The sequence below is a fragment of the Paenibacillus caseinilyticus genome, from assembly GCF_027533645.1.
Lineage (GTDB): Bacteria > Bacillota > Bacilli > Paenibacillales > NBRC-103111 > Paenibacillus_G > Paenibacillus_G caseinilyticus.
The window spans coordinates 50,023-75,813 of the sequence record NZ_JAQAGY010000009.1; the positions used below are offsets into that span (position 1 = coordinate 50,023).

Consider the following 25,791-nt stretch of genomic DNA (forward strand, 5'->3'; position numbering starts at 1 on the left):
TAACTGCTCGATGATATGTAAAAGATGAGCTTATGCAGCCGCATCTCTCTGCGAGTAAGTCTTTGTCCTCTGACCGGTGTCCAGCATAGCAAAAGGGCCGCCTGAAGGCAGCCCCGCTTATCCCCTATACGTTCTCTTTACCGCTCCGACACTCCACGCCTTCCTTCCCCATCTCTCCCGCCGCTCTCCCTGCTGACCTCTTCCCAGAGCTCCCGGGCCGTCCTTGCCAGCCACAGGGACTGCGCCCAGCGGTCCCCGAGCTCCTCGGCACGTTCCCCGCATTCATCCCGGGTGATCGCATAAGGAGGCGGTCCCAGCTCACAGACGAACGGCAGGACTACGCCCCGGCCCGCGTCGTTCAGCCAATACTCCATCCCCCGCTTCCACCAGCGGACAAAATGCGGTACGGCCTCATGCTCTCCGTGCTCGCCCGGATCGACCTGAATCTGCTCCCCATTCGAGATCCGGCCGTGAATGGCGGAGGTCCGGGTTAGCAGAATGCCGAGCAGCGCCTCGGCTTCGGGAGACACGGTGCGCATCTCCCCGGCCGTCACATAGTGGGAGAAGTCGATCGTCAGCCGCAGATCCTCCAGTGCCTGGACATACCGGACAGTCCGCAGGAGATCCTGGGTGGCCGTCCCCCGGTGCGTTTCGATGCAGACGTCGATCCCATAGGACGCCACCAGGGCCTGCAGCCCGCCGAGGAGTTCCTGCGCCGGAGCGCCGGTCACGAACGGCGTCATGACCTGCACATTCACGTGGCCGATCGCTCCCCCGTAGGCAGCCGCCCGCTGGAGGAATCCCTCCAAGTCGCCCACAGAAGACGGGTAGGCATTCACGCTGAAGGACAGACCGTACTCCCGGAGCAGCCTCTTCCACTCCTGCGCCCCGGCAGGCTCCGGCAGGAAGCCGTTGATGCCGTCGAAGCCGGCTTCGGCAATCCGCCGCACTTTGTCCTCCGTCGTGTCTCCCGCTGCCCCTCCCTGCAGTCCGCTCATGCCCCACCACGACATCTGGACCTCGAGCCGCCGGCCAGCCGGTCTCTCAGTGCGGATAGAGCGCATCGAATTCGACACCGCACGGACCTCCCTCCATCGAAGCCTCGGGTTCTACCGGCGTACCGTCCGCCCGCAACAGAGGTCTGTAATGCCCGGCAATCTTCGCGAGCGAGGCCGGAGCATAGTGGCAGATGAACGCCCGGCGGAACCGGTCCTTCGACTTGTTCCGGTAGGAGCCGTGGATCAGGTTCCCGTTGAAGAAAAGAACATCCCCCCGTTCCATCACGGCGGGTACCGCTTGGAGGCCCGCCGGTACCTTGACCAGATGCTTCGTGAACGATTCGTTCTCGTCGGCGAGCTCCGGGCAGACGATCTCGTGTCCGCTGGTCTGCGGTACGACAAGCAGGCTGCCGTTCTCCTCATCGGCCGCATCCACCGCCGTCCATGCGGCAATGCAGTTGCCCGGCTCCACCTTCAAGTAGAAGTTATCCTGGTGCAGCGCCTGTCCGCGGGAGCCCGGCGGCTTGTAATAGAACATGCTCTGCGCCGCCAGCGCTTCCTCCCCGTACAGATCTTCTAGTACGCCAAGCACAGGAGGATGAAGCATGTACCTGCGCGCCGTATCGTTGAAGCGGTGCGGGTGCATGACCCGCGGGTACCGGCTCAGCGGATCACCGCTGTCTGCGGTCAGGTTCGGCTCAAAATAGCCCGGAACCGTTCCCTTGCCTATCTCCTCGAACGTATGACTGATCTCTGCAAGCTGTTCCTCCGTGAACAGCCCCTTGACGATCAGATAGCCTTCCCTGACAAACCCGCTGATCTGCTCCTCGGTCAAGGTCTTGCGTGCGTATGCCATCGTAACTTCCCCCTTGGAATGAGATTGGGTGTCTCGCGTTCACCGTACTCTCATCTTACGGGGAATCCCCCTCCGATTGAAGCAAGAATCCTGCTGAGGTATGTCACGATCCTGCTGCCGGATTCGCGATATTCATGAGTTCCAAGGATGCAGCACACTTCGTACTGGCATATTCGTGCTGCCTCGCCTATGATAAAGAGCAGAATAACTTTCCCTCTTCACCGAAGACGACGAAAGGAGACACCGTGCGATGAAATCCGTTCATAAGCCCTACGCCGGCGTTGCGGAAACCGAGGGGTTGGTACTCGCCGGCCATTTTGACGAAGGGGACGACTATAGTACGAAGCGCCCGCACGGCCGGGGGGACTGGCTTCTCACCTATACGCTGGGCGGGGAAGGGTATTATGCCGTACCGGACCGGGAATTGATCTGCCGCCAAGGGGATATCGTGCTGCTGAAGCCGGGCACGCCGCACCGGTACGGCACGTCGGCGGGACAGCGCTGGCATTTTGTATGGGTTCACTTCTCCTCCCGGATCATGGAGACAGGCACCCTGCCGGATACGCCCCTGCTCCTCCATCACGTGGGCGATGATTCGACCGGGCAGCGCATCCGCGACGCCTTCGGAAGGATACTGACCGACTCCATCGGTCGCGGGGAATACTGGCTGGAGCTGTGCGAGCAGGCGGTCCGCGAGGTGCTGCTCCTGCTGGCGCAGACGATGCACAAGCCGGTCGATCCCCGGGTCCGCTCCGTGCTCCACCTGCTCTCCTCCCGGATGCGCGAAGGGATCCGGATCGACGAAGCCGCCCGTGCGGCAGGACTGTCTCCCTCGAGGCTCTCCCACCTCTTCAAGGCAGAGACCGGCCGCTCGATCATCGAGACGCTGAACCGAATGCGGGTAGAGCAGGCAGCCCTGCTCCTGAAGCATACGGACCGGACAGCGCTGGAGGTTTCGCACGATGTCGGGTTCACGAACTACCATCACTTCGCCGGACAGTTCCGCAAGCATTACGGCACCAACCCCAGCACGTACAAAAGCCTTGATCCGCCGCTTCCCCAGGCCCCCCAGTCCCGGCACCTGCCGCAGTCCGATCCCGCAACACTGGAAGATGAACAACAACCCGGCCGCCTTTGAGGGGGCCGGGTTCTGCGTGTGGGCATGGGGGAGAATTGCATTTAATATATTCCGATACAATTACTTTACTATAACTTAATTATTCTCTTATTTAACCTATGGTATATTGTGGTAGAAGACCAATTTGAAGGAGGAATTAGAGTGAAAAAAGTAAACTGGTTGCTGGTGCTTAGCATGCTGTCTGTCCTGCTCTTCGCTGCGCCGTCTGCGTACGCTTTCGGCCCTCCGGTATGCGACAACAACTTCTCGAAAGCAGGAGCGCCGGCAGCGCAGACGGCGGCCGCGTCCAAGGCTTCTCCGGCGGCCCTGACGGGGAATGTGACTCCGCAGGTTTTTTGCTCCGGCGACTTTGGCTACGCCCGCTTGGATTACGTGTACGGTGGCGGCGGTTTCGCCTGGAGTGCTTCTCCTGATTCCGGCAGCATATACCGGTTCAGCGGCTCCATTACGGTAATCAATAATACGTCAGGATCGGTAGCAGCCGTAATCCCGATCTCCGGCTGGGGAACGGGCAGCGGAAGCGCCTCGGGACTTGCCGATTTTAACGCCGTGAGAGGACAATCGTATACGGCGACACTAAGCGGACGAGCCTATGATGCCTCTGGTTACGTTACATCCGTCGCTGAGAATTGCTCCATCCAAGTCTTCCGGCCATAATCGCTGCGCCTTTAGGGTGAGATATCCATACCTATAGTTGAACAAAGACGCTTCCACTGCCGCTTCTAACGTGGTTTGGGAGCGTCTTTGCTTGGTTGGTTGGGGGAATGGAGCCGCCTCCGGTACATTGGGGATGTGATGTACTCCCTCAGTGTAGTCCTATAATCGACCGGGTTCATGACGGCGGATGATTCCCATGCCTTGCCAGCGAAACGGAAGTCCGCTCCCTACCGCAGAGCCGCCTGCTGCCCTTCCGCCGCCCAGCCAGCGCTGTTGCGGATGAGCCGCCTATAGGCCTCCGGCCGGAAGGAGGCGGCATGATGACCGGGCTGCAGGTATACTACCCTGCCGAGTCCGTAAGCGTGCTCCCATCCGGCAGGGTGTCTGCGTCCCTCGAATTCGAATTCCAGGAAAATGTTCCGCTCCGTGAACGGGTCCATTGCGAACAAGTAGGGCTCCTCTTCGAGGGCAAAATCTTCGACGCCCTCCAGCAGGGGATGCCCATCCGCCGTCCCGTAATACCGCAGATGCTGATACGGCGGGTGTCCGGTGAACTCGGCGCCGATCATCTGCAGCAGCTCGTAGCTGCTCTGCAGGGAGATCCCGTTGTGGATCACGAGCAGGCCGCCTCCGCCCGCCACATACCGGAGCAGCCCGGCCGCCTGCTTCTTCGTCACTTCCCTCCTCCAGCAGTCGGTATACGCGATGCACAGCGGGTACTCGGCAGGCTCCAGCCTCACCAGAACGTCATAATTCTCCGTGGCCATCAGCTCGAACGCTTCTCCGAGGATGCCTTGAAGCTCCGCCTGCGCGGGCTCCAGCGGATGCCACGGGGCATCCGTGTAATCACCGAGCAGCAGGGCTTTTGTCTGCGCTTTCTTATCCGATTTCATGTTCTCCATTCGTTATTCCGCCTCCCCCATGTTCCTCTTGTCTGGTTACCAAGGCAGCTCCCTGCCTGTGTCCGCCTCCACGTAGATCGGCTGCTCCCGGATGTCCCCTCCGCGCTCATCGATCCGCCTAAGAATATTCTCTGCCGCTTCCTGCGGGGTATAAGTGCCCTCGTCGTTCCAGCCGCCGCTCATATAGGTCTTCACCCAGCCGGGATGAAGCAGCAGCACGCGTCCCCCATCCTTCCGAATCCGGTTATGGATGAGGCTCGATCCCATATTCAGCGCCGCTTTGGCCATACAGTAGCCGAACCACGCGTCGCGGTAATTCTGCCCGATGCTCCCGGCTTCCGAGGAGATGTTGACGATCAGCCTGCCGCCGTTCATCAGGGGCCTGATCAAGGCATTGGACATGCGGATGGCCCCCAAGGCCGTCACATTATACACCCGCTGCACTTCGTCAAAATCGATCGCACCCTCGATCGCAGCCGAAGTATCACCGAGTATCGCCGCGTTGTTGATGAGCAGATCCAGTTTATCGGTCCGGCTCCGGATATAACCGGCCGCCAGCCTGACGCTCTCGTCGCTGCCGACATCCAGCCGGAAGGGATGCAGCCTGCCCGGATGGGCCTCCCCCAGCCGCTGTATCTCCGGATGATGCCCTGCCTCTGCAAGGCCGCCCGCATATACGGTATCCCCTGCGTGCAGCAGGGTCTCCGCCAGCGCCAGACCTACTCCCCTGTCGGTTCCGGTAATACATACCACCCGCTTCTCCGCCATCCCCCTATGCCTCCGTTCCAGCTTCGGCCCTACTTTGGCTTCGCTCCTTTCATCTTAGGACACCGGCAGCCTCCCGGACATAACCCAATGGAAGGCAAATATAGTATAATGTCTTTATCTGTATGCGCCTTCACAACGAAACCAGGGGAGGGAACCTGTCCATGCGAACCCAGCGGCTGACGAACCACTATGTGAATTCCTGTCAGGATATCCAATTCTACTATGCCGGGACGGAAGCGTGCGAACCCGGCCACGCCTGGGGCCCCGGGGTCAAGGATCATTATAAAATCTTCTACGTGCACTCCGGCAGAGGCACCTTCCGTACCTCCAACATGAACTATCCCCTTACGCAGGGCGAAGGCTTCTTCATGGTGCCAGGGGAGCTGTACGCCTACGAGGCGGACCTGGAAGATCCCTGGACTTATTCCTGGGTCGCCTTCAACGGCGGAGCCGTGGAGACCTATCTGCAGCAGGCCGGGCTCTCCGGCGAGCGTCCCCTGTTCACCTGCCCGCAGGACGGGCCCATCCGCCAGAGCCTCCAAGGCATGCTGGAGGCCGACCAGACCAGCTGGAGCAAGCCGCTGCGCATGACGGCCGCCCTCTACTCGTTCCTCGCGATCGTGATGGATTCGGTGCAGACGGCGCCGAAGGATCCTTACCGCAGCTCCATGCAATCACACTACGTCGCCCAGGCGCTCGAATTCATCGAGACGAACTACTCCCGTCCCGTCTCCATCGGGGATCTGGCCCAGTCGCTCGGATTGAACCGCAAGTACATCGCCAGCCTGTTCAAATCGGCCGTGGGCATTCCCCCGCAGCAGTACCTGTGCCGCTACCGGATGCAGAAAGCTCGGGATCTCATGAAGAGCCCCCTCTCGATCAAAGAAATCTCTTATTCCGTAGGCTACAGCGACCAGCTTATCTTCTCCCGCATGTTCAAAAAAACATACGGCTTTGCCCCCCGGGAATACCGTCAGAGGGCCGGAGGCATCAAGCCCCTCCGGTGATACGGCTCCAAGCTGGTATATATACGCCCTCCTTGGTGCCCGCCCGGCCCATCCTCGCGCTCCTCTGTCCTCTCCCGCCAACAAGCTTCCTGCCCGGCCCGGCGAATGGCATTCCCCTTCCCGATCTAGTACACTGGAAGGATAAGGAGTGGATTGCCGTGACGAAACGAACATTTACCCTGGAAGAAGCCAACGCGATGCTTCCCGAGCTCCGGGAGGAACTGTCTAAGCTGCAGGCTCTGGTCAAACAATTCGAGGAAATCTATCAGGAGCTGAAGAGCCGCAAAGCCCAGCATCACGCAACGCCAGCTGGGCTGCAGGAGGGGGGCGATCCCTTCTTCGAGCTCGAAGGGCAGCTGGAGTTCCTGCGGCTTGAAGCAGATCTCTTCATGGATAACTTTACTCGCAAAGGCGTGCTCCTCAAGATGATCAAGCCCGGCCTGATCGACTTCCCCGCGGTAGTCGATGGAGAGGACGTACTCATCTGCTGGAAAGAAGGCGAAGAGCGCATCACGCATTATCATGGCTGGCACGACGGGTTTGCGGGCCGTAAGCCTCATCCGGGAGCCTGATTGGCGGAGCGGGCATCTATCGTGCGGCTGCTCCATCCGCTGCTCATGGCAGCGGACCGGCAGGCAGTACACATAGAAGGGGGGAGCCTGCCGCTGAAGCGGTAAGCTCCCCCCTTCTCGCATTCCTGCGGGATTAATGCGTAACCAGCTGCAGAGCACCGAACTTCGAGGTGTTCGTATAGGAGAGGCCGGACGGATCGTTCCACACCGCGACAGTATCCCTTGTTCCGTCGCCGTCCCCGTCGTTATTCACCTGGAAGTCGAAGCCGATCACCCGGCCCCGGGCCGCGTCCGGCAGAGCGAGCGCCGCTTCGACGATGTACCCGCCAGGCACAGGGGTGACGCGCGAGCTGATCTTCTCCGCCGAGGCGGCTCCGCCGAAGCTCAGGACATTCTTGAAGTTCACCCGGAACTGTCCGTCGTCGGGCTCGTATACCGCGCTCCGGTGATGGTTCGGGTCGAGGAACAGCTCGATGGAATCCTGCTGGTGGGCCTGGGCCGAGGCATCGCTGAGCAGCGCATCCTCCACCTCGGCCCATACGTACAGGTGCCCTTCATCCCAGAGCAGCTTCGCCCTGCCGGCGGCTCCCCCCGTCCCCTGCACCCATACGCCAGTGGAGACGTTCTTCGCCGAATTCCAGATCCGGTCCTTCTTCCCGTCGATGACCGGCGTCCCCTTGGTCACAGACTGCACAGATACCGCCTTCGCGAGCGTGAGGCTGCCGAATTTGGATGTATCCGTATCCTGGCTGCGAGTAGAATCATTCCAAGAGACGACGCCGGCCGTGTCGGCATCGGTCACCCGGATATCGAAGCCTTTTTTCACTCCGACAGCCCCCTTCGTGATCGGCACCTTCGCCTCGAACCGGTAGCCTCCCTCCACTTCCTTCACCTTGAACTTCACCCGCGGATCCGGCTTCCCGGAGCGCTTCAGCACGTAATGCTTGTCATCCGCTTCATAGGCCGGCGTCTTCGCATGGTTGTCGTCGATGAAGAGCTCCACCATATCCCCCTTGGACCGCGAGCTGTCGCGGATCTCTCCGAGCACATACAAGGAATCTCCATGCCACAACGTCCTGAAGGTGCCGCCGACCGGATCTCCCTTCAGCTCGAAGGGCTGCTGCGTGCTCCATACGAGATCCGCTTTGCCGTCGATCTCCGGTTTGCCCTGCGCCACATCTCCCTGCTGAATGCTCACCGGCAGCTTCGACGGATCCACCAGACCCCAGTAAGCGGGCTTCGCCTGCAGCTGCTCGTCGAAGAGCAGCGGGAGATCGGTGCGCGTGATCGGGAACGTCTTCAGCCACGTATTATCGTCCGCCATCCCCCAGAATACCACCGAAGAGATGTAAGCCTTCAGCCGGACGAACTCCGCCATAAGCTCCTTGTAGCGGTACCCCTGCTTCACAAGCAGCTCCTGAGGCACAGGATCGTATTTATCCGTATCATTGCCATACACGGTCACATCGAGCTCCGTGATCTGGTTGTCGAGGCCGAGCTTCCCGAACATCTCGATGGAAGCCCCGATCTGGGCGATCGACGGCGAGTCGATGCGGATATGCGTCTGGTGTCCCACTCCGTCGACCGGCACGCCTTCCTCCAGCAGTTCCTTCACCAGGTTATAGAGCTCCTGCGCCTTCCTCGGCGAGTGGGTGTTGTAGTCGTTAATATAGAGCTTCGTGCCGGCCGGTGCATATTTGCGCGCATAGCGGAACGCTTCCTTGATATAATCCTTGCCTGCGATCTGGTACCACTTGCTGTTACGCAGCCCTTGCGTATCGTCGATGACTTCGTTCACCACATCATAGCCGTACACATCCGTGCCGAAGTGCTCCACCACCGTCTTGATGTGCGTCTCCATGCGCTTCAGCAGCAGCTCCTTGTTCGCCTGCCGCTTCGCGGGGTCCGTCTCTTCCGTCATCTCCCTGCCGTCCGCATCCTTGAAGAACCAGGATGGGGTCTGGCTGTGCCACACCAGCGTGTGGCCGCGTACCTTCATGCCGTTCGCTTTCGCGAAAGCGACCACCCGGTCCGCGTTCTCGAAAGTGAAGGTGCCCTCCACCGGCTGGGTGTAGTCAGGCTTCATTACGTTGCCCGCTACTACCGCGTTAAAATGCTTCTTGAGCAGCTCCCCGTGCTGCCCCTCGGTCTCGAACGGTTCGATGGCTGCGCCGATGCCGTTCGGAAAGTCCGCCTGGTACCGCTCATAAAGGTTCGGAATGTCCTTCTGGATACCGATCGGCGCAATGTAGGAGAGCGAGAAGTCGTCGAGGTAGAAGGAAGCCTTCCCGTCCGCTGACTCCACGTACAAGTCCAAGGTATCCGCCGTATTCCTCAATTGGTAGTCGCCCGTCAATTGAACCCAGCCGTCTGCGGTTACCGCCGTGCTGCCGACAATCGTATCGTAGCTGTTCGTCCCCTGGTACCCGCGCTCCAGGCTGAGCCGCAGCTGTGCGGGAGCTTCGCCCGGAGCCAGCTTCACCCATACGGAGAATTTGTATTTGCTGTCCTTGTGAACCTTGCCGAGCATGCTGCGTTTCGGCCCGAAGTACGCGCCTTCGCGCGCCGTGGTCAAGAGGCTGTACGCGCCCGAATGCGCCGTGTCCGTTACCGCGTTCACAGCCTCGCTGCCGATGCGGGGAGCCCAGCCCTGCGGCGTACCGTCTTCGAAGTCCGATGACAGGCCGGTCTGGTCATTGTCCGCCGGCGTCACCATCTGGATCGCGAGGTCATCGATCAGGATGTCTTCCGCAGCGTCCGAGCTCTCGACATAGAGCGTCAGCCCGTCCATCTCCTGCGTGAACGAGTAGCTTCCCTTGAGCTGAATCCAATCCGCAGCCGTCACGGAAGATGAGGCTACGGTAATATAGCCGGTCGTACCGCCCGCAGGCTTCTGTTCCATCGAGAGCTTGACTGTGCCGGCCGGGCCGCCGGCATGCTGCGGGAGCTTCACATAGCCCGAGATCTCGTAGACCGCGCCTTTCTTCAAGAGGCCCGAGACGTTCAGGCTCGGCCCGTGCCATGCGGCCGTCCGCCCCGCCGTCTTCAAGCTGTAAGTCGCCGACACGACGCTCTCGCTCGTGAGGCCCAGCGTCACCCCGCCCCTCGGGGCCCAGCCCTGCAGCGTACCGTCATCGAAGCTGTAGCTGTACGAGTCGAGCCCAGGTGCCACAGTAGAAGGCGCAGCAGGGGCAGCTGCCGGGGCAAGTCCGGCAGAAGCGCCCTGCGAATCGGCCGCGCGGACGGTGACAGGCCCCTGCGGAAGCAGGAGCGAGACCGACAGGAGCGCGGCGGTCAAGAGGCGGGATGATTTCGATAAGAATGACATAATATCCTCCCTTGCGAATGGTTATTCTCTTTCTTGCAATCGCTTGCAAAAAAGATTATATCTTGGGCCTGCCCGCCAGCGTACCCAAGGAAGTATATGTTTTACTGTGAAGATTAAAGAGGATCCGCCAGCTGCTGCCTTCTCCTCTGAGGCGCCCGTGTAAGCTATCGGCGGTGAGCTGCCACCTGATAAGACGGAAGAGAGTCTTAAACAGATAAGTCTTCCGATGCTCCGCTCCTTCCGGCGCGAAACAGAATCCAGCCAAGCCTTGGGACAGCTCAGCGCAGCTTGCACAGCAACAAAAGCCCGGTATCTCCCTAAGGCAAGGAAGATATCGGGCTTTCATTCGGCTGCACACAGCATCTGCTGCGGGTGCCGGCTGGGTGTTGCTCAAGCTGCCGCGTCCTATTGTTGGTTATTCGTGCTGTCGGATTGGTTCTCGGAGAACACCTGCGCCGCTTCTTCAGCGGAGAATTCCGTATCGTTCTCGCCGGAGACAGGCAGTTTGTTGAGTTCCGTGGACTGTACTTCCGATTTGGACACTTGATTCCGTTCGTTAGCCATGGGAGCACCTCCTTCCTTAAAATGACAACATCCGTTATCATTCCACAGGACAGGATTGTTTATGCAGCGATTGCGGTGCTCGCAGGTCATGCCGCAGCGCATCTCCACAGGATTGTTAAGGCAGCGCTGCAGTGCGGAGCAGCAGGACCTGCCCTTGGCCGGGATCCGGAATTCCAGCTGCGCTACTTCCTCCGCCTCCCCGGCAGATTCGTCCCCACCACGCCCAGCAGGATCAGCGCCGCCCCGACGAAGTGGTAGTAATGGAGCTCTTCCTTCAGGATCAGCGCCCCAGCGGCTATCGTTACCAGCGTAGAGAGATGGCTGAAGACACTCACCTTCGACGCCTCGAGCTTCGACAAAGCATACGTATTGAGCATCGACGTCACCATCGAGGATAAGACCCCGAGGTACAGCACGGCCGCAAGGAACGGCAGGCTCCCCAGCGGTTCGAAGTACGCCGGCAGCGTTCCCTCCATGGCGTGGCGACCGGCGGACATGACGCCAAAGAATACAAAGCCGATCAGCGTCATCGCGAAGGTCATCTCCATGACCGTGAAGCGCTTCGCCATCCGCCGGGCCATCACGCTGTACGCCGCAAGGCAGCCCGCGGACAGCAGGATCAGCACCGTTCCGAGGACCGCTCCCGAGCCGACGGCAGCCCCCTTCATTACGAAGATGTAGACCACGCCGGCAGCCGACAGGAGAATGAACAGTACCTGCCGGATGCCGGTATATTCCTTCAGCACTACAGCCGCGAGCAGCGCAGTGAAGATCGGAACCGTCGCATGAATGATGCCTGCTTCCGACGAGGAACTGTATGCCAGGCCGAACGCCTGGAAGGCAAAGAACAGCGAAGGGTACAGCAGCGCTAAGGGCAGCAGCGCGATCATCTCCCGGGGACGGATCTTCACCCGGATCCATCCCGCGGCCGCAGCGAATACCAGCACAGCGAACGAAGCCGTAAAGCGATGCGACAAGGTATCGAGCGGATGTGCCGTTTCGAGCGCGATCTTGACGAACAGGAACGAGAAGCCGACAATCACCGCATTGCCGACCGCCGCCAGGTAAGCCCAGCCCTCCTTCCCCGTACCCGCCGGTGCCCTCTTGGCAGCCCTCATGTCATCGCTCACGGAGCCTCCGGCCTCCCCGGGCCCGCCATCTGGTCCCTCTGCCGTCAAGGTCCTTCCTCCCGTTGTCCTCTCCCCCGCCTCTGAATCTCTCATATCCTTGCCTCCCCCGCAGCTTCTTCTCTTTCCAATACCGCCTAATCGTAACCCGCTTAGGGGAATACTGCCATATGGAAAAGAGAGATCTGTACCGATACAGATTCCAGCGCGGGAGATGGACGCGGACACTTTTCTTATGCGGGCTCTGCGCCCCCTCCGAGTCGTTCCATGAAGGTCCGGAACATCCGGTCCGAGAGATACGGAAGAGCTTCATGGCCGAACTCATGGTACACAAGCAGTTCTTTCTCCGAACGGATTTTGTTGTAAGCGGCGAATTGGGTGGACGGAGGACACACGGTATCGGTCAACCCGGTAACCCACAGCACCTGGGCGCGAATACGGTCCGCCAGGTTCTGAATATCGATATATCCGAGCTTGCGGAACAGCTCCTCTTCCCGGACATGGTGGGGATCGAAGAACCGGAAGAAGTATACAAGCTCTTCATAGGCCGTCGTCGCAACACCGGTCTGCCAGGCCCGCTTGAAGTCCGAGAGGAACGGATAGACAGGCACGGCTGCGCGCACGCGGGGTTCCAGCGCCGCGCAGGCCGTCGCTAGGGCACCGCCCTGGGAATAGCCGTACACGCCGATCCGCTCCGGATCGACCGTATCCATCGACATCAGGATCCGGACCGTCTGTACCGTATCCAGGAACACGTTCCGATAATAGAGCCGGTCCGGGTCCGGATCGTCCAGCCCGCGGATGATATGCCCCCGGATGGTCGTCCCCTTCACCGTCAAGTTATCCTGCGAGTCCCCTCCCTGTCCCCGGCAGTCCATGCCGATGACCGTGAACCCGTGGGCGGCATAGCCGACCTTCTCCATCCAGTCCCCGCTGTCGCAGGCATAGCCGTGGAATATGGCAAGCCCCGGACCCGAAACCTGCGTCCGCTTCGGTCTGGCAAGCTTGCAGTGCACCCTCGCCCCCCCGACTCCCGTGAAATAGAGATGGAAGCAATCGACCAGCGGTGTTCCGAAGTCCGCCGGCACGAGCTCATAGGCCAGAGACTGCCGCTCCAACTCGCCGAGCCCCCTCTGCCAATAGGCATCAAAATCATCCGGCTTCGGACTGCTCCCCCGATATATAAGCAACTCGGCTAATGACATGTCGGCCGCCATCACCCCAACAACCCCTTTTTGTTATTATTGTTATATTAACATTATGATATTTCTCTATCAAAATAACAAAAAATAATGAACATTACCAGACTTCGGTGGAAAGAGAATCGGACCTGCTGCCACTATGCACACTTGTACACTCACAGGCGCTAGGCAGGGCCAGGCCCTGCGATGGCTGTTGCGTAGGGGGTGTTGCTGCATATGGAGAGTTGTTCGTATGGAGTTTTGTCACGCAGGGAGTGCTTTTGCCCACAGGGAATGCGGCCGAACAGCCTTCTCCTCTTCACGTAGTCCTCCCCTTCAGTAGGAAACGAAAGGCCCCCGGGCCCTATATGCCCGGAAGCCTTCCGCATCGTTCATGCTTATGGTGTGGCCGCGCCACCCGAAATCCGTACGTCGTCAAGATAGGCGTGAGCCGTGCCCTCCCCGGTGAAGCCCTCGAATTTCAGGCCGACCGCCTTGACGCTGCGGAGATCCGCGATGCCGGCCAGAGGCAGCGATATCGTCTGAAACCCGCTTGAGTCCACCCCGACCAGCCCGCTGTCGTTCCAGGACCAGGCATCTCCCGACTTGATGTACAACCGGACCTTGGCTGTACCGCCCGACAGCTTGACCTTCGCGCTCAGCGCATCTGCCGAACGCAAGTCCAGATTCCCGAACTTGACGAGTTCGAAGTCCGACCCCGTCAGGGAGAACTCCGTGCTCAGAGCATGCGTGCCTTCCGCGTAAGCATCTGCCGTCACGGTGGCGGCGCCGGCCCCCGCGTTGTTCACATCCACGGTCCACCCCTGCGCATCGGTCTCGAAGCCGTACAGGAGACCCGGCAGCGCAGGCCCACTGCCCGGATCTGTGCCGTTATCCGGTTCGTCACCCGGATCACCTCCGGGCACACCGCCCGTTCCGTCGTTGTAAGCCTGGATCTCATCGAAGTACAGTGTGCCGGACGTGCCCATCGTGCCTTCCTTCTTGTTCACATAGATCCCGAACGAGCGGATGTCCTTCAGGTTCTCCTTCGTCATGACCTTGCCCGCATTGGCGCTGTCCCAAGGAGCCGGCGCGAACTCGCTGAACGGAATCTCGATGATCCCCGCCGCCGTCCCGGCCAGCGACGGATACGCTTCGAACGAGAAGCCGCTCGCGTTGACCTGCAGGACCAGCTTCTGGCCGCTGCCGTCCGGTGCCAGCCAAAGCTTCAGCTTGTTCGCCCCGGACCAGTCCACATTGTTCATATTCTTGACCTCGCCGCTGTAGCCTTGGCCGTCCACACGGTAGTCGAACTTCAGGCCGTACTTGCCGCTGTACTTGTGATCGGTATCGAGCGAGATTGCATTGAGATCGCCCGCCGGGCTGTAGGCCGCGTCGAGCAGCTCGCTGCTCCCCTTGTAGGTGTCGAACGTATCCACGGTCAGCGGATCGCCATTGCCCTGCACATCGCTTATGAACACTTGGATCGTCTCCGTGAGGACAGAGCCGTCCTTGGCATAGGATCTCACCGTGATCGTGGTGCCAGATTCGTCCAGCGCCGCGCCCGGCGTCCACTCGGCCGTATAGTAGAACCCGTCGCTGTCGAGATTCAGGAGATATTCCTTCGTATCGCTGCCGATCAGGTACGTCATTCGCTCCACAGCCTGGTTCACCGCATGGGCGCGGATCGTCGTCGGCGACGTCGTCGGTACCGTCTGGCTCGCCGTAGGAGAGGCGATATGCATGAACGGCTGCTCTGCGGCGGCCGTAACCGGCTTGCTGTAGGCGCCGGCTGCCCGCACCTCGTCGCTGAAGGAGGTATACGGATCGTTATAGTAGTTCACGAAATCCGGCAGGAGCTCGTGGTCGCCGAGTCCGTTCGGCGCGTTCTTGTAGGGCACGAAGATCGAATCCGTATTAAAATTCGCCCATGTCAGCATGAACGCCATCTTCTTCGCGTCGGGATCGGACTGCAGCGCCGCGATCAGCTTCGTATAATACTGCAGATCCTTCGTGCCCGACGGCTTCACGCCCGAGTACCCGAACTCGGTGAAGGCGGCGATCTTCCCTTTGGCATCCGCCAGCTTCGAGACCAGCTTCGCATCCTTCACGACCGCATCGTACCAGCCCGGCGTATTCCCGTCATAGTAGCAGTCGAAGCCGAGGATATCGACATAGTCGTCGCCCGGATACGTCTCGAGGAACGTCGCGTCCGTGCTGTTGAACGGGCTGCCTGGCGAGAAGGCATACAGGAAGTTGTGCACGCCCTTCTTGTCGCGCAGGTACTCCACAGTGTAGCGGTAAATCTCTTTGTACTGGTCCTTCGTGCGGTAAGGTGCGCCCCACCAGAACCAGCCGCCGTTCTGCTCGTGGAACGGACGGAAGATCACAGGGATCGGTTTGCCGCCGTCATCCTTCAGGTGGACCGCAAAATCCGCGATCATATCCAGGAACCGGTTGTATTCCGCTTGCTTGTCTCCGCCCGGCAGAATATGCGAGAGCACTTGGCCCTTCGTGTCGTAGAAGCTGCCGCCGGTGACGAAGTTCGGCATGTGCGAGCTCAGCGTCAGCACGCCGCCTTCCTTGTAAGCGGACTTCATCACGGCGATGAGGTTATCGCGGTTCTGCTCTCTCGCTGCATCCCCGGCGCCCGGCTTCTCCAGGCCTTCGAGGCTCAGCGTATCCCAGCCGAACATTCCCGGCAGGTCGCCTACGGCATTCTGCACTTCGGACTGGGTGCCGTCCTTCGCCGTAATAGAGATACCCTCGGTCGTCGCATGCTGGTGTCCGAACAGGATCTCCTTGCCCCGGATATCGTCCAGGTAAGCGAACAGCGATCTCGTCTCCGCCGTGGCGTCCTTGTCGGCCAGGTTCTCCACCCTCTCCGGCGCAGGTGCCGGGTCCGACCCGCTGTCCGAGTCCCCGTCCGAGTCGCCGTCTGATCCGCTGCCCGATCCGCTGCCCGATCCGCTGCCCGATCCGCTGCCCGATCCGCTGCCCGATCCGCTGCCCGATCCGCTGCCCGATCCAGACCCGGAACCCGAGGAACCGGAGCCCGCCGGCGCAGTTGGCTGTGCCGCCCCCGGTACAGGATCCGCCTTACCGTTCGTGATCGTGACCGGACCCTGCGCCAAGGCCTGTCCGTTCAGCGTCACGCCGGACGCCGTAATCTGCGCCTTGGCGATGCTGCCCTTGCCTGTGATGGCCGTGCCGGCTGCTTCCCGGCCCACCGTCAGGTCCGCGATCGCGGCTCCTTCCCCTACAACCAGGGATGCCGTCCGGCGGATGTCCGCCGCTGCGATCCGCGTCCCCCCGCCCAGCTCCAGCTTCGCAGCGCTGTCTACGGTGAGGCGGTCGATCTGCGTCGTTCCGCTCGCGACGACGTGCACTTCGCCTTCCTTGCGGTTCACGCTCACTTCGCCGAAGGTGGAATCCTTGAGCGTGACGGTGTTCGGCCCGCCGCCCGCAATGAACGTGGTGCCGGTGACGCGGACCCCGGCAAGTGTCACTTCCCCGTCGCCGATTCCGGCGGTCAAATACAGATTGCCGCGGACGGTCGTATTCTTCAGTGTCACGCCCGCCCGGCTTACCACGACGCTGCCTTCAACCTCGCCGCCCTCGTAACTGCCGGCATTCGAATAGTAGCCGGCGACCAGCTTGTCGATCAGCGTTATGAACTCCGCCCGCGTGAGGCTGCCTTCCGGCCGGAAGGTTCCGTCCTCATAGCCGCCCAAGATATCCGACAGCGCATGAACCGCCCCCAGGGCGTACGCCTGAATTTGTGCGGCATCGCTGAACGTGCCTGCCGCGGAAGCGCCGGCCTTGACCTGCAGTCCGAACGCCCGCGCCAGCAGCGTCACCGCATCCTGCCGGGTAATCCGCTCGGTGGCCCCGGCTTTGTTGCCCGGGAAGCCTTCGTAGTAGCCTGCCTGCCGGGCGGCGGAGAGCTGCTGCGCATACCAGCTGGATGCGTCCACATCGTCGAAGGCCGCGTTCGACGGGGCATAATAACCGAACACCTTGTTGAGGACGGTGACGAACTCCGCCCGCGTGATGCTCCCGTCCGGACGGAAGGTCCCATCCTCATAGCCGCTCAGGATCCCCTTAGCAGCCCATGCCTCCAGCCGGCTCTGGGCCCAGTGGCCCTGCGTATCCGTGAGAAGCGGGGCAGATGCCTTCACCTGCGCTGCATCCTCCGCAGCCCGCATAGGAGCCGCCGGAGCAGCGACCATGGCCGCGGTCACGATACAGCTCATCCACTTGGTTGTCTTCTTCATCATGAACTCCCCCTCTGCCTAATCATTGAATCATTCGATGCGTTCCTTGAGCAGCTGCTCGAAGCTTCTTCAGGACTTGACCGCTCCGTCGGTCACCCCTGATATAATGAAGCGCTGCGCGAACAGATAGACGAGAAGCGTAGGCAGCAGGACGGCGATAATGCCGGCCGACAGCACGTTCCACTGCGAACCCCGGTCCTGCGTGAAGAGCATGAGCCCGCTCGTGATCGTCGACAGCTTCGAGGAAGGCATATACACCGTCGGAATGAAGAAATCGTTGTAGATGCCGACGATCTTCAGGATCGAGATCGTGGCGATGGCCGGACGCATCAGCGGGAGAATCACCGACCAATAGACCCGGAAGTAGGAAGCCCCCTCTACCCGCGCGCTCTGATCGAGCTCCGTAGGGATTTTGTACATAAACTGCATGAACATATAAATATCGAGCACGCCCGCCGCCGAATACAGCAGCAGCCCGGCATACAACGTATTGTAGAGCGCGAGGCTCTTGATCACCGTGAAGGTCGCGATCGCCGTCGTCGTGGTCGGCAGCACCGCCGCGAAGACATACAGCCCGAGGATCAGCTTCCTCCCCCGGAACTTGAAGCGGGTGATGACATAGGCGACCATCGTCCCCATGAAGATACTGGTAATAAGCGAGACCACGATCAGAATGCCGACATTCTGGAAGCCGAGCAGCATCTTGCCCCGTTTCCAGTACACCTCGAAGTTGTCGAAGTTCAGGAAGCTCCGGGGCAAATCCCATACCTGCGAGTACATGTACTCCTGGTTCGACTTGAAGGACACCAGGAAGACGATCAGGATGGGCGCAAGGACCATGGCCACAAAAGCCAGCAGCAAAGCGTAATTCAACCAGCGGAGCACGGGGTGATTCACCACCAGCCCCGATTCCATCGAACGATGTCTCATCCTTCTTCCCCCCCGCCGCGAATGACTAAGTTCTGGATCAGCAGCACGACCAGGACAATGCCCAGCAGGAATACCCCGAGCGCCGAAGCCAATCCGAAGTTGTGGAAATTAAAGGCCGTATAATAAGCCATGGAAGCGAAGGTCTGGGTCCGGTCGCCCGGCCCGCCCTTCGTCATAATGAACGGCTGGAAGAAGGCTTGGAGCGCGCCGTTCAGACTCAGGAACAGATTGATCTGTACCACCAGCTTCATGCTCGGAATGGTGATGAAGCGGACCTTGTGGAGGAAGTTGGCCCCGTCGATGCTCGCCGATTCGTACAGATCCTTCGGAATCGACTGCAGGGCGCCGAGGAAGATCACCATCGCCAGACCCGTATTCTGCCACAGCCCCATGAACGCCAGCGACAGGTTCGCCCACCAGTTGTTGCCGAGGAAGCGGATCGCGTAGTCCCCAAGACCGATGCCCCGGAGCAGGATGTTAATGGGACCGTCTTCGAAGTTGTACATATAGCTGAACATGTAAGCGACGGCCACGCCGTTCAGAATATAGGGCATGAACAGGAGGGAGCGGAAGAACCGCTTGCCGCGGATATTCGAATCGAGCAGGATCGCAAAATATAAACCGAGGAACGTCTGAAAGATCGAGATGAGCACATAGGCCATGTTGTTAACGAGTGTTTTCCAGGCCATATTCTCCCGGAGAATCTCCTTGTAATTATCCAATCCTACGTAATTGTAGGAAGGCTTCATCCCGTCCCAATCCGTCAGGCTCATCTGGAACAGCTTCACGGCCGGATAGTAGGAGAATACGAGCAGGATGATCATCGGCACGGCCATGAACCAGCCGATGGTCCATCTTCTTTCCCATAGGTCATTGCGGTTGTGCAGCATGGCTTCTCTCCGCCTTTTTTATCTAAAATCTGAATGTTGCGCATGGAGAAGAGAGCCGGCTGAGAACCTGCTCCGCCGGCCCGGCATCTCCCGGGGGGACTACTTGCCAAGCGCCTTGCGCGCGTCGGCCCACTTCTTGTTGTACTTGTCGATAATCTCCTGCGGGTTCTCCGCCAGCACGTATTCCTGGGCCACTTTCTTCGTATCGATCTGCGCCTTGTTAATGAGATCCTGATATTCCGGCTGGAGCGCTTCCCACTCCACGATCGGAAGCTTATAAGACAGCAGCTCCTTCAGGAACGGCTGGTCCGCCTGGTAATCCTTGTTCGGCGGAATCATGCCGGCCTTCTTCGGCATATAGCCGTTATCCCACATGAATTTCAGGAAGGCCTTGGCCGCTTCCGGCGCCTTGGAGTTCTTCGTTACCCCGTACATGTAGTCCGCCGAACCGACGAGCGCTTTGGCTCCCGGTACCGGGAACATACCGATATCCTCCGGCTTGCCGCCGTTCTGTTCGATCTGGGCCGGCAGCCAGGTGCCGAGATAGGTCATCCCGACTTTCCCTTGGGCGAGATCGCGCTTGGAAGCGTCCCAGTTCGTGGACATAAGGTCCTTCTCCAGGTAGCCCTTATCCGCGAGCGTCCGGAGGAACTTGATCCCCTCGAGCAGGCTGCCCGGTTCGGAGCCGAACAGGTCTTTGCCGATCAGGGTGTTCTGGTAGTTCTTCAATCCCGTGATGTCGTTGGAATAGGCTCCGTCCGCATAGTTGCCGAGCGGCCAGCCGTCCTTGAAGTTGGAGGCGACTGGTACGGTGCCCTTCGCCTTCAGCTTCTCGGCAGCCGCGAGGAATTCTTCCATCGTTGCCGGAGGTTTGTCGATCCCCGCCGCTTGGAAGGCGGATTTGCTGTAGATGAAGCCCTGGTAGTTCACTCCAATGGAGAGCGTATACAATTTGTTGTCGGGCCCGGCCCCGTTGGTGTAGTACCACAGGTTATCCTTGGTATAGCCGAGATCGTCGATCGGGACAAAGTACGTCGGGTAGTCCTTGCGCGTCATCCCAAGACCGCTCGGAACGAACATGATATCCGGCAGCTCATTGGCGGCGATCTGCGTCTTGAGCACATCATCGCCCTTGCTCGCTTCCACGGTGATGTGCACCCCGGGATTCTTCGCCATGAACTCTTCCGCGATATCGGTCAGGACCGTATCCGCCAGGTCCGTGCGGTGCGTGAGGAATGTAATCTCCCCCTTCAATCCTCCGGCATTCGAAGGCGCTGCGGCAGGATCGGTACCCCCACCGGAGCCCGAGCAAGCGGAGAGCAGCGAAGCGGCACTCCATGCGGCAGCCAGAACGGCTATCGAACGTTTCACAATCCATTTCCCCCTCTTGTGTTAGCTAGCATTTGTTTGTTATGTTTGTTTCTTGTTATTATAGTAACGAATCTTCGTGGGAGTTAACATGACCGGGATTAAGATTTCTTTGCACTTTTACAGATTTATCAGGATACGGGCGGCACTGATTCACATCTCCCGGGAAGGGGGGAAGCTTGCAGCGCCTTACAAGCCTGCTATGTATCCTGGATCGGGATGCTGACGAAGATGTTGGTGCCTACCCCGGGGGTGCTGATGATCTCGAGGCCGTACGCATCGCCATAGAACAATTGGATGCGCTTGTTCACATTGTTCAGCCCGATCCTGCGGCTGCCTTCCCCATGCCGGCGGAAGGACCGGTTGAGCTCATCGACCTGCCCGGCGGACATTCCGGCTCCGTTGTCGCACACTTCGAAGATCAGACGGTCCCCGTCGCTGTAGCCCCGGACCTCGATCTGCCCTCCGCTGGAGCGGTTCGTGATGCCGTGCAGGATCGCATTCTCCACCAAGGGCTGCAGGATCACCTTCAGCATCGTCAGCTCCTTGATCTCTTCGCGGATATCCAGGGAGATCGAGAACACCTCCGCGAAGCGGTGCTTCTGCAGCAGCATGTACTGCTCGAGGTGATAGAGCTCCTCCCGGACGCTCACCGTATCGCCGGAGCGGTTGATGCCGTACCGCAGGATCTCCCCCAGCGAGAAGGCCATATCCGCCGCATCGGGGGCCTCCCGGGCTTCCGCTACCATGCGGATGGACTCCAGCGTGTTATAGAGAAAATGCGGATTGATCTGCATTTTGAGCATCTCGAGCTCCATCTCCTTCTGTGAGATCTTCTCCCGGGTTACTTCGTGGATCAAGTGCTCGATCCGCCGGGACATGTGGTTGAACTCCCGGGCCAGCTGCCCGATCTCATCCTCCTGGAGCAGGATGATCTCCTTGGTGAAGTCCCCGTCCTCCACGCGTTTCATGAGCCGGATGAGCTTATGCACCGGCTTGACGATACTCCTCGAGAAGAAGAGGGTGAAGACGATCGTGAGCAGCAGCAGCGACAGCGTCGTCAGGAACGTCGTCATTGCCATGTGGTTCATGTTCTTGTACAATTCGGTCAACGGTATGAGGTTGACCACCTTCCAGCCCGTCAGCTCGGAAGCGGCGCTGCTGAAGAGATAGTCGGTCCCGTCCAGAACGAGCCGCTTCGGCATATTGTCCGAGCCGTCTTGGAGCCTCATGGCGATGGCCGCAGAGACGGGCTGGCCGATCTTCGACGTGTCCCGGTCCGCCATAATCCGGTTCTTGTCGTCGAGCAGCAGCACCTGGTTGCCTTGGACGCTGTGCATCTCTTCGCTGAGCTCCAGCAGGTCATCCATCCGGCTGCTGACCATCACGACGCCGATCGTCTCGGAGGTCTCGAGCTTGTAGATTCCCCGGGCTACGCCGAAGACATAATAGGGCTTGAAGGGCGCCGTGGAGTTGGCGACCGGGTAGGTCGGCATCAGGGTGACCTTCTTATAATCGCTCAAGGAGGCGTCGAAGGCTTCGCGGGCGGGAGAATCCGGGTCAACTCCGGCGCTCAGCCATTTGCCGTCGATGTACAGGATCCCCGTGCCCAGGCGGTTATAGATCACCAGCGATTCGATGTGGTTGTTCACCGTCAAATATTTGTTGACGTCCCCGATGAAAGCGTTGCGCATATTGAAATCGAACTTGCCTGTGCTGTTCGATTCCTCCACATAGCGGAACAGATCGGAGTGGCTGCCATGCTCCCAGATCATTGGCATTTTGGACATCGCGATGAGTCCCTTGATGTTCTCGTCGATCTTGCTCACCGTCTGGTTGTTGAGCCGCTGAATCACCTCGAGCATGTTCTTCTCCTTATCCTGCTTGTAGTTCGAATAGGTGAGCCACGACAAGATGATCATGATGGCGAATACACATAGAAACCCCGTATACAGCTTGGCCGCAATAGGAAAATCGCGGAAGTGTAAACGCTTCAAAAGACGCATGTAGTGCGGCTGCCTGCTTCTCTGTGCTTCCATAACAAGAGCCCCCTGTACGTTGAGATATGTTTGGGATAGGTGCCTAAGAATCCTGTATTGGAGGATGCTATGCTAAAAATTGTGATCGCAGACGACGACAAAACCATACGTGCCGGAATCCGCGCCATCATCCACTCGCTTGGAAGGGGCTATGAAACCGATGCCTCCGCACCGGACGGGAAGACCGCGCTGGAGCGGGTCATCGCGTGGCAGCCGGATGTGCTCATCACGGACATCCGTATGCCTGTCATGGACGGTATCGAATTGGTCCAAACGATAGCGGAGCTCGGGCTTCCTGTCAAGACCGTCGTTCTCAGCGGATACGACGAATTCCAATACGTCAAGGAAAGCCTGAAAGCGGGGGTGCGGGATTACCTGCTCAAGCCCGTGAACAAACGCGATCTGGTCAAGCTGCTGGAGCGGCTCGAATCCGCCAAGCAGGTCGAAGCCCTGATGGCCGAACAGCAGGAGAAGCTGAAGCGCCGTGCGGAGGAAAGCCGGCTGCTCCGCAAAGAGCGGCTCCTGTGGGACTTGATCGTCAACCGGCTGCAGCACACCCCCTTGTTCTTGGAACGGATATCGGAATTCCAGCTGGACCGCTTCCCCTCCTTCCTTCTTGCCATTATTAAGATTGATGAAGACCCGCCGGCAGACAGCCTGGGCCTGACGGATTGGGGGGCATGGGCCGGCAAGCTCAGCGAGGAGGCCGGCTGGATGGATGAGAGCCTGTTCAGTGTCCAGAACGGGCAGATGACCCTGCTTCTCCCTGCTCCCGCTCCCGCATCCCCGGAGAGGCCTGCCGCTGCCGCCCCCGCCCCCCTCCTATGGCTGACCGGCCGGATGAGCGAACATGCGGCCGGCACGTTCACGGCCGGAGCCAGCAGGCCCTTCGAGACACTGGCCGCTGCAGCGCAAGCCTACCGGGAAGCGGCGGACTCCCTGCGCCGAGCCTTCTATGAAGGGCTGGGCGGCTGCTACCTGTACACAGCCGGCGGACCCGGGTTCGTCCCTCTGCAGGAGAGTGAGCTCTCGGCCGCCGCCCTGCCGCTCTTCCAAGCGGTCGAAGCCTTGGACGCCTCCCAAGCCCGCAGTACGATGCAGGCCTTGCTCCGGCGATTCATCGAACAGAGGACCGACCCGGCGGAGCTTATCAGCGGATTGACCCGGCTGGTACGCAAATGGTATGCCCGCTTCGAGGCCGCCGAAGAAATCGCCATGGCCGACGCAGACTGCTGCTTGCTCCAGTCCATAGAGCATGCCCCTACCGCCGAAAGGCTGGAGGACCGCCTCTGCGAGTCCGTCTACCGACTCGTTCTGAAGATGGATGCCCGCAAGGCCGGCAAAGACAACCCGGTTATCGCCTCGGCCAAGGAGTTCATCCGCCAGCATTACCGCCAGAATATCAATCTGCAGACCGTAGCGGAGCAGGTGCATCTCAATCCCAATTATTTCAGCAACTTCTTCAAGCAGGAGACCGGAGTGAACTTCCTGGAATATTTGCTGGAGATCCGGATGGAGGCTGCCAAGACGCTGCTCGGCGAGCCGGATGTGAAGATCTACGAGATCGGCTACCTCGTCGGGTACGACAATCCCAGCTCGTTCAACCGGGCCTTCAAGAATGTGACGGGACTGACCCCAAGCGAGTACAGAAAACATGCTTATTAAGCGTGCTGCATCAGCCATGCACTGCGGGCCGCCGGGTGGGGCAGCCACGCTATTAAGCGGCACCGCGGGACAGGACCCGCTTGGGCCCGTGCACGAGCCCTCTCTCCGCCGCCAAAAGACCGCCCATCCCTATACTTCCGTTAGGGATGGGCGGTCTTCATGAGGTGAACCGGCCTTATACTTCGAAGCTTCCGCCAGCCGCAATCATGCTGCGGTACCAATAGTAGCTCTCCTTGGGCGTACGCTTCAGGGTGTCATAATCCACATGAATGATCCCGAAGCGCTTGCTGTAGCCTTCCGCCCACTCGAAGTTATCCATCAGGGACCAGGTGAAGTACCCGAGCACCGGTACGCCGGAAGCGATGACCCGCTCCAGCTGCGTGAGATGACGGCGCAGGTAAGCGACCCGCTGCGTATCGTTCACCCGGCCCTCCTCGGGACCGTCGTTATAGCACGAACCGTTCTCCGTGATATAGATCGGGATATCGCCGTAGAGCGATTGAATATAACGCAGCACATGATGGAAACCGTCCGGGTAGATCGGCCAGCCGATATCCGTGCGCTGGTAGCCCATATCGATATCCTCGCAGTCGAAGAAGCCCGCCCCTTCCCGGAAGCGGCCCACGTTACCCGTGTAATAGTTGATGCCGAGCACATCGATCTTCTCGGAGATAGTCTCCATATCCCCTTCGAGCACAGGCACCTCTGCCCCCTTCGCACGGAACCAGTCTACGAGAAAGTCCGGGTAGGTTCCCTTGAATACGGGATCCATGAACCACTCCACGAACCAGCCGGTCGCCCGCCGGCAGGCGTCGATATCCTCCTGCCGCGTGCTGTACGGCTCGATCCACGTGACGTTCGGCGCATAGCCGATCTCCCCCTCAAGGCCGAGTTCGCGGAACCTGCGTACGGTACGGCCATGCGCCACGAGCAGATGATGCGCCACATCGACGGCCAGCTGCAGATCCGTATTCCCCGGCGCATGAACGCCGAGGAAGTTCGAGAGGAACGAGACGCACCATGGCTCGTTGATCGTCAGCCACTTTGTCACCTTCGGGGACAACGCCCCGAAGATCACCTCCGCGTACTGCACGAAGGCGTCGATCGTCTCCCGGTTCCCCCAGCCGCCCCGCTCCTGCAGCGCCTGCGGGAGATCCCAGTGGTAGAGCGTCACGACCGGTTCGATGCCTGCGGCGAGCAGCGCATCCACGAGCCGCTCGTAGTAGGCGAGGCCGAGCGAGTTCACCTTGCCGGTCCCCTCCGGGAAGATCCTCGGCCAGGCGATAGAGAAGCGGTACGAGTCGATGCCGAGCTCCTTCATCAGCGCGATGTCTTCTTCATAGCGGTGGTAGCTGTCGCACGCCACGTCGCCCGTATCGCCGTTCAGGACTTTGCCGGGGGTGCGGCTGAACGTATCCCAGATCGACATCCCCCGCCCCTCCTCGTCGTAAGCCCCTTCGATCTGATACGAAGCGGTTGCCGCGCCCCACCGAAAACCGGATGGAAATTGAATCGTGGACATAG

19 protein-coding genes are annotated in these 25,791 nt (G+C 59.9%); 5 read left to right on the forward strand and 14 right to left on the reverse strand.

Translation table 11 applies throughout. The features are described from left to right. Positions 1-137: 137 nt before the first annotated feature. Both O9H32_RS15255 and O9H32_RS15260 read right to left on the reverse strand, forming a co-directional pair. A complete protein-coding gene (locus O9H32_RS15255; protein ID WP_269866974.1) occupies positions 138-1,076 on the reverse strand; it encodes a sugar phosphate isomerase/epimerase family protein in 939 nt (312 codons plus the stop codon). Then, positions 1,045-1,854, reverse strand: coding sequence for a phytanoyl-CoA dioxygenase family protein (locus tag O9H32_RS15260; RefSeq protein WP_269866975.1), 810 nt, complete (start codon positions 1,852-1,854; stop codon positions 1,045-1,047). The genes O9H32_RS15255 and O9H32_RS15260 overlap by 32 nt, the downstream gene beginning before the upstream one ends. Positions 1,855-2,104: 250 nt before the next feature. On the opposite strand from O9H32_RS15260, the gene O9H32_RS15265 reads away from it, so the two are divergent. Together O9H32_RS15265 and O9H32_RS15270 are read left to right on the forward strand one after the other, a co-directional pair. Further along, positions 2,105-2,992: a helix-turn-helix domain-containing protein gene (locus O9H32_RS15265; RefSeq protein ID WP_269866976.1), complete on the forward strand. Its 888-nt coding sequence runs from the start codon at positions 2,105-2,107 to the stop codon at positions 2,990-2,992. A 141-nt stretch (positions 2,993-3,133) separates the two neighbouring features. Further along, complete coding sequence (locus O9H32_RS15270; protein ID WP_269866977.1) at positions 3,134-3,649, forward strand: hypothetical protein; 516 nt, start codon at positions 3,134-3,136, stop codon at positions 3,647-3,649. 227 nt (positions 3,650-3,876) lie between these two features. Here the strand turns inward: O9H32_RS15270 and O9H32_RS15275 are convergent, their stop codons facing one another. Continuing rightward, positions 3,877-4,551 carry a ThuA domain-containing protein gene (locus O9H32_RS15275; protein WP_269866978.1) on the reverse strand — a complete coding sequence of 225 codons (675 nt, stop codon included), beginning with the start codon at positions 4,549-4,551 and terminating at the stop codon, positions 3,877-3,879. 36 nt (positions 4,552-4,587) lie between these two features. Next, positions 4,588-5,319 carry an SDR family NAD(P)-dependent oxidoreductase gene (locus tag O9H32_RS15280; protein ID WP_269866979.1) on the reverse strand — a complete coding sequence of 244 codons (732 nt, stop codon included), beginning with the start codon at positions 5,317-5,319 and terminating at the stop codon, positions 4,588-4,590. A 161-nt stretch (positions 5,320-5,480) separates the two neighbouring features. Between O9H32_RS15280 and O9H32_RS15285 the strand changes: the two genes are divergently transcribed. Together O9H32_RS15285 and O9H32_RS15290 are read left to right on the forward strand one after the other, a co-directional pair. Continuing rightward, a complete protein-coding gene (locus tag O9H32_RS15285) occupies positions 5,481-6,326 on the forward strand; it encodes an AraC family transcriptional regulator (protein ID WP_269866980.1) in 846 nt (281 codons plus the stop codon). A gap of 158 nt (positions 6,327-6,484) precedes the next feature. Continuing rightward, positions 6,485-6,898 (forward strand): DUF2203 domain-containing protein, encoded by a 414-nt coding sequence (locus O9H32_RS15290; protein ID WP_269866981.1) that lies wholly within the window; start codon positions 6,485-6,487, stop codon positions 6,896-6,898. Positions 6,899-7,031: 133 nt separating this feature from the next. Here O9H32_RS15290 and O9H32_RS15295 read toward each other — a convergent pair whose 3' ends face one another. From O9H32_RS15295 to O9H32_RS15335, 9 genes are all read right to left on the reverse strand, one after another. Beyond that, positions 7,032-10,226 carry an endo-1,4-beta-xylanase gene (locus O9H32_RS15295; protein WP_269866982.1) on the reverse strand — a complete coding sequence of 1,065 codons (3,195 nt, stop codon included), beginning with the start codon at positions 10,224-10,226 and terminating at the stop codon, positions 7,032-7,034. A gap of 405 nt (positions 10,227-10,631) precedes the next feature. Then, positions 10,632-10,790 carry a hypothetical protein gene (locus O9H32_RS15300; RefSeq protein ID WP_269866983.1) on the reverse strand — a complete coding sequence of 53 codons (159 nt, stop codon included), beginning with the start codon at positions 10,788-10,790 and terminating at the stop codon, positions 10,632-10,634. A gap of 182 nt (positions 10,791-10,972) precedes the next feature. Further along, a complete protein-coding gene (locus O9H32_RS15305) occupies positions 10,973-11,908 on the reverse strand; it encodes a DMT family transporter (protein ID WP_269867171.1) in 936 nt (311 codons plus the stop codon). 242 nt (positions 11,909-12,150) lie between these two features. Further along, complete coding sequence (locus tag O9H32_RS15310) at positions 12,151-13,134, reverse strand: acetylxylan esterase (protein ID WP_269866984.1); 984 nt, start codon at positions 13,132-13,134, stop codon at positions 12,151-12,153. 362 nt (positions 13,135-13,496) lie between these two features. Then, positions 13,497-17,378, reverse strand: a complete 3,882-nt coding sequence (locus O9H32_RS15315; RefSeq protein ID WP_269866985.1) for a glycosyl hydrolase — start codon at positions 17,376-17,378, stop codon at positions 13,497-13,499. A 66-nt stretch (positions 17,379-17,444) separates the two neighbouring features. Beyond that, positions 17,445-18,305, reverse strand: a complete 861-nt coding sequence (locus tag O9H32_RS15320) for a carbohydrate ABC transporter permease (RefSeq protein WP_269866986.1) — start codon at positions 18,303-18,305, stop codon at positions 17,445-17,447. Then, positions 18,302-19,195, reverse strand: a complete 894-nt coding sequence (locus O9H32_RS15325; RefSeq protein ID WP_269866987.1) for a carbohydrate ABC transporter permease — start codon at positions 19,193-19,195, stop codon at positions 18,302-18,304. Before O9H32_RS15325 ends, O9H32_RS15320 begins: the two co-directional genes overlap by 4 nt. Positions 19,196-19,294: 99 nt before the next feature. Continuing rightward, entirely contained in the window at positions 19,295-20,566 is a 1,272-nt protein-coding gene (locus O9H32_RS15330) for an ABC transporter substrate-binding protein (protein WP_269866988.1), read from the reverse strand. A 197-nt stretch (positions 20,567-20,763) separates the two neighbouring features. Next, positions 20,764-22,602, reverse strand: a complete 1,839-nt coding sequence (locus tag O9H32_RS15335) for a sensor histidine kinase (protein ID WP_269866989.1) — start codon at positions 22,600-22,602, stop codon at positions 20,764-20,766. 69 nt (positions 22,603-22,671) lie between these two features. Between O9H32_RS15335 and O9H32_RS15340 the strand changes: the two genes are divergently transcribed. Then, positions 22,672-24,267 carry a response regulator transcription factor gene (locus tag O9H32_RS15340; RefSeq protein WP_269866990.1) on the forward strand — a complete coding sequence of 532 codons (1,596 nt, stop codon included), beginning with the start codon at positions 22,672-22,674 and terminating at the stop codon, positions 24,265-24,267. 175 nt (positions 24,268-24,442) lie between these two features. Here O9H32_RS15340 and O9H32_RS15345 read toward each other — a convergent pair whose 3' ends face one another. Beyond that, a complete protein-coding gene (locus O9H32_RS15345; RefSeq protein WP_269866991.1) occupies positions 24,443-25,789 on the reverse strand; it encodes a GH1 family beta-glucosidase in 1,347 nt (448 codons plus the stop codon). Positions 25,790-25,791 lie beyond the last annotated feature (2 nt).

What these genes read in the sequence shown, in the direction of transcription:
- O9H32_RS15260 (WP_269866975.1), bottom strand. Translation starts at nt 1,854, where the DNA reads ATGGCATACGCACGCAAGACCTTGACCGAGGAGCAGATCAGCGGGTTT.
- O9H32_RS15265 (WP_269866976.1), top strand. Translation starts at nt 2,105, where the DNA reads ATGAAATCCGTTCATAAGCCCTACGCCGGCGTTGCGGAAACCGAGGGG.
- O9H32_RS15275 (WP_269866978.1), bottom strand. Translation starts at nt 4,551, where the DNA reads ATGGAGAACATGAAATCGGATAAGAAAGCGCAGACAAAAGCCCTGCTG.
- O9H32_RS15280 (WP_269866979.1), bottom strand. Translation starts at nt 5,319, where the DNA reads ATGGCGGAGAAGCGGGTGGTATGTATTACCGGAACCGACAGGGGAGTA.
- O9H32_RS15285 (WP_269866980.1), top strand. Translation starts at nt 5,481, where the DNA reads ATGCGAACCCAGCGGCTGACGAACCACTATGTGAATTCCTGTCAGGAT.
- O9H32_RS15295 (WP_269866982.1), bottom strand. Translation starts at nt 10,226, where the DNA reads ATGTCATTCTTATCGAAATCATCCCGCCTCTTGACCGCCGCGCTCCTG.
- O9H32_RS15300 (WP_269866983.1), bottom strand. Translation starts at nt 10,790, where the DNA reads ATGGCTAACGAACGGAATCAAGTGTCCAAATCGGAAGTACAGTCCACG.
- O9H32_RS15305 (WP_269867171.1), bottom strand. Translation starts at nt 11,908, where the DNA reads ATGAGGGCTGCCAAGAGGGCACCGGCGGGTACGGGGAAGGAGGGCTGG.
- O9H32_RS15310 (WP_269866984.1), bottom strand. Translation starts at nt 13,134, where the DNA reads ATGGCGGCCGACATGTCATTAGCCGAGTTGCTTATATATCGGGGGAGC.
- O9H32_RS15315 (WP_269866985.1), bottom strand. Translation starts at nt 17,378, where the DNA reads ATGATGAAGAAGACAACCAAGTGGATGAGCTGTATCGTGACCGCGGCC.
- O9H32_RS15320 (WP_269866986.1), bottom strand. Translation starts at nt 18,305, where the DNA reads ATGAGACATCGTTCGATGGAATCGGGGCTGGTGGTGAATCACCCCGTG.
- O9H32_RS15325 (WP_269866987.1), bottom strand. Translation starts at nt 19,195, where the DNA reads ATGCTGCACAACCGCAATGACCTATGGGAAAGAAGATGGACCATCGGC.
- O9H32_RS15335 (WP_269866989.1), bottom strand. Translation starts at nt 22,602, where the DNA reads ATGGAAGCACAGAGAAGCAGGCAGCCGCACTACATGCGTCTTTTGAAG.
- O9H32_RS15340 (WP_269866990.1), top strand. Translation starts at nt 22,672, where the DNA reads ATGCTAAAAATTGTGATCGCAGACGACGACAAAACCATACGTGCCGGA.
- O9H32_RS15345 (WP_269866991.1), bottom strand. Translation starts at nt 25,789, where the DNA reads ATGTCCACGATTCAATTTCCATCCGGTTTTCGGTGGGGCGCGGCAACC.